Here is a 3,017-nt window from a genome sequence, read left to right on the forward strand (position 1 = left end):
ATTATTTTTTACTTTTTTCTTCATAAATGCATAATCCCTTCAACCAAAACATTTTTTATCTTGTCTATATATTAAATTGTAGCAGTATTATTTTTACACTTTTTATTATACATATATGGAATCAATCTATAAATACTCTTGCATTTGGGCAGGCTGCCTTCACATCACTATTTATCTTCAAATGATATAGCTGAACTCTTCTCAATTTTTTAAATTTTTTCACCAAATATAAATTATCAAGTATATTCTCTTCCTCATATATGCCTATGTCTTCCTCATTATCACCCATATATGTAAGTATAATAGTTTCAACATTCTTAAAATATGCTAAATCAGTGATATCTTTCACATGATAGTCCTTAAAATTTATAGAAATAAAATTTAATTTCCTCAAAGACTTTTTCCATATAATACCCTTTATAGGCTTTTCTCGTCTTTTTGCCAAAGACATACGCTCTTGCCCCATAGTGTCTCTCACAGCTCTCAAAAATTCTTCATCTTTAAAAAAAGCTATTTTGTTTAATACAATCATACATATTAGAACAATTATTCCTAAACAAAATGATTCTGTATAATTCAAATCTGAATCTCCTCTCTATCTAACATTCACTCATATTCCTTTACTGTCATGGTACTAAAAATCTTCCGGATAATTCCGCCTATAGCTTTTTCTCTTCTCTTTTTTATCATTCTTCCGGCCCCCTTGTTGCGCCATTAATATCTTTGATTTTTCGCCTGCAATACCATACACCCTCTAATCAATAAAGACCTTGGCATTTGGAAACATTGCTTTAATGTCTTCATTTACTTTCAAATTCTCTATACATATCCATTCTAACTTCTTAAAGTTTTTTATTTTATATATATTATCAAGTACATGCTCATCCTCATATATACTTGTATCACCCTCATATTCATGTGAATAACATAACATCAGTTGCTTTAAATTTTTAAACTTTTTCAGGTCGCTTACATCTTTTACTTTATATTCCCTAAAATCTATTGACACGTCCTCTAATTTCTCTAAATCCTTTTTCCAAATAATCCCAATTATCGGCTTATCTCTCTTGTCTATAAATGACATTCTATATGTATACTTTGTATCCCTAACCGCTCTCTCAAACTCCTTATCCTTAAAAAATGCTATTTTGTTTAATAAAAAGCCGCATATAACCATACACATAGCCATAATTATATATAACTTGTATTTTTTTCTCATTATCTTTTCCTCTCTACCGCACTTCTAGGGGTTATATTGTAGGATGTCATATAATACTTTTTCCTGTAATTCATATTCTGTCGGTCTATTATTAGTTGGCATAATCTTCATTTCCTTTCAATATATCTATATCTGTAAATCTTTTTTCAACATTATCATATACTGCATCTATTCTATAAAAAAACTTTTCCGAGTTATGTATATAGTCAATATATTGTTCTCTTAAATTCTTAAAATCATTTTCCGCAATATATGTTACTAAAATCGCATTGCTTAATAATTTTTCATCTTCAAATTTATCTAGCAATATTTTAAATTTCTTTTCAATATTTGATGCATCATCGATTGTCATTATCTCCGTAGTGTAATTACCCTTTTCGGCATACATCTTCATATCTGTATCTTTGTTCCAATTATCATCTAATCCAAAACCATGTGGCTCTATAAATACCTTGCACTCCCCATATATTGGCTTTGCCAACTCATATATATACTTTTCAAGTTCCGCTTTCTTAAGATATCCCACATAATTATCATGGAAATAAGTCATTCCGTCTTTATTTTCAACATCTACTACTACATGCCGGTACGGATTTGACTTGGGGTGAACGTACACACTACCATCATATATATACTCACTTTCAAACTTCTCTCCATATTTTTGCTGCATATAATACTCTGCTGCATTCATGTAATCTTTTCTTGTCAGCATAAAAATACTTACCCCTCTTTTTACCAGCATATCTCTAAGGAATACCAGTCCCACTATAAATACTATTATTATAAGAATACCTCTTATTGCTTCTTCATTCTGGCTTATTCTTCTTTTTTTCATTCTAATCCCTTAAATTTAAAAATACACATATATTCATTTATCTTAATAAACTAAATAATAACTTATAGATAACATAAATACATGGGCTACAAAACTAACTTCTATATTAAACTTATTTGCAATCTCTTCATAAAGTGCCTGAGTTGCATCCCCCACGTTATCACACTGCCTTGCTATGTCCGGTATCAACTGATATATTTGATTGAATGAATGCTGTAATGACTCAAACTGTGCTACGAAGCTCTCACTTGCCGCACCTTCCCATTCACCTTGTAATATGTTTATCAGATTTCTCATAGTGCTTTTTTCTGTAGTTCATCTTCAGTTTCAATATTATTATTTTCCATAACCATCTCTTCCTTTCATTACATATATATCTGAAAACCTGGTATCATTCTTTTTATCATATATACTATCTAATGAATAATAGTAATCCTTTGAATTATATATCTTGTCAATATTAATTTCCTCTAGACTGCTTAAGTTTTCTTGAGTAATATATGTAACATTTATAACATTGCATTCTAATTTATTTTCAATAAAAATACTGCATGTCTTATTTAATTCAGTTTCCATATTTTCTGCATTTTCATACGTAAATATATCTAATGCATAATTTCCATTACTTACGTATGTCATTAAGTCCGTATCTTTGTTAAAGCTGTCATCCAATGAAAAACCATATGGATGTATATATACTTTACACTCCCCATATATCGGCTTTACCAGCTCGTAGATATACTTCTCAAGTTCTTCCTTCTTAAGATACCCTACATAATTGTCATGAAAATAAGTCATTCCATCCTTAGTTTCAACATCTACTACTACATGCCAGTAGGGATTTGACTTTGGGTGAACGTACACACTACCTTCATATATATACTCACTTTCAAACTTTTCGTCATATTTTTGTTGCATATAATACTCTGCTACATTCATGTAATCTTTTCTTGTAAACATCAT

Annotated in this window: 5 protein-coding genes; all 5 read right to left on the reverse strand. The window is 29.8% G+C overall.

What is annotated here, in order from left to right; genetic code table 11:
• Nucleotides 1–121: 121 nt before the first annotated feature.
• On the reverse strand, nucleotides 122–580 hold the full coding sequence (locus tag HMPREF1495_RS02150) for a hypothetical protein (protein WP_007595742.1): 459 nt from the start codon (nucleotides 578–580) through the stop codon (nucleotides 122–124).
• A 174-nt stretch (nucleotides 581–754) separates the two neighbouring features.
• Nucleotides 755–1,219 (reverse strand): hypothetical protein, encoded by a 465-nt coding sequence (locus tag HMPREF1495_RS02155; RefSeq protein ID WP_007595741.1) that lies wholly within the window; start codon nucleotides 1,217–1,219, stop codon nucleotides 755–757.
• A 91-nt stretch (nucleotides 1,220–1,310) separates the two neighbouring features.
• Nucleotides 1,311–2,054 carry a hypothetical protein gene (locus tag HMPREF1495_RS02160; RefSeq protein WP_034211661.1) on the reverse strand — a complete coding sequence of 248 codons (744 nt, stop codon included), beginning with the start codon at nucleotides 2,052–2,054 and terminating at the stop codon, nucleotides 1,311–1,313.
• Nucleotides 2,055–2,096: 42 nt separating this feature from the next.
• Nucleotides 2,097–2,351, reverse strand: coding sequence for a WXG100 family type VII secretion target (locus HMPREF1495_RS02165; RefSeq protein ID WP_084544483.1), 255 nt, complete (start codon nucleotides 2,349–2,351; stop codon nucleotides 2,097–2,099).
• 39 nt (nucleotides 2,352–2,390) lie between these two features.
• On the reverse strand, nucleotides 2,391–3,017 hold a 627-nt coding region (locus tag HMPREF1495_RS02170), incomplete at its 5' end, for a hypothetical protein (protein WP_034211662.1).

Origin of the sequence: Lachnoanaerobaculum sp. MSX33 (genome assembly GCF_000512995.1) — a bacterium.
Taxonomy (GTDB): domain Bacteria; phylum Bacillota; class Clostridia; order Lachnospirales; family Lachnospiraceae; genus Lachnoanaerobaculum.

Excerpts from the sequence above, each read along its gene's own strand:
- HMPREF1495_RS02155 (WP_007595741.1), bottom strand. The coding sequence starts at position 1,219 with ATGAGAAAAAAATACAAGTTATATATAATTATGGCTATGTGTATGGTT.
- HMPREF1495_RS02160 (WP_034211661.1), bottom strand. The coding sequence starts at position 2,054 with ATGAAAAAAAGAAGAATAAGCCAGAATGAAGAAGCAATAAGAGGTATT.
- HMPREF1495_RS02165 (WP_084544483.1), bottom strand. The coding sequence starts at position 2,351 with ATGAGAAATCTGATAAACATATTACAAGGTGAATGGGAAGGTGCGGCA.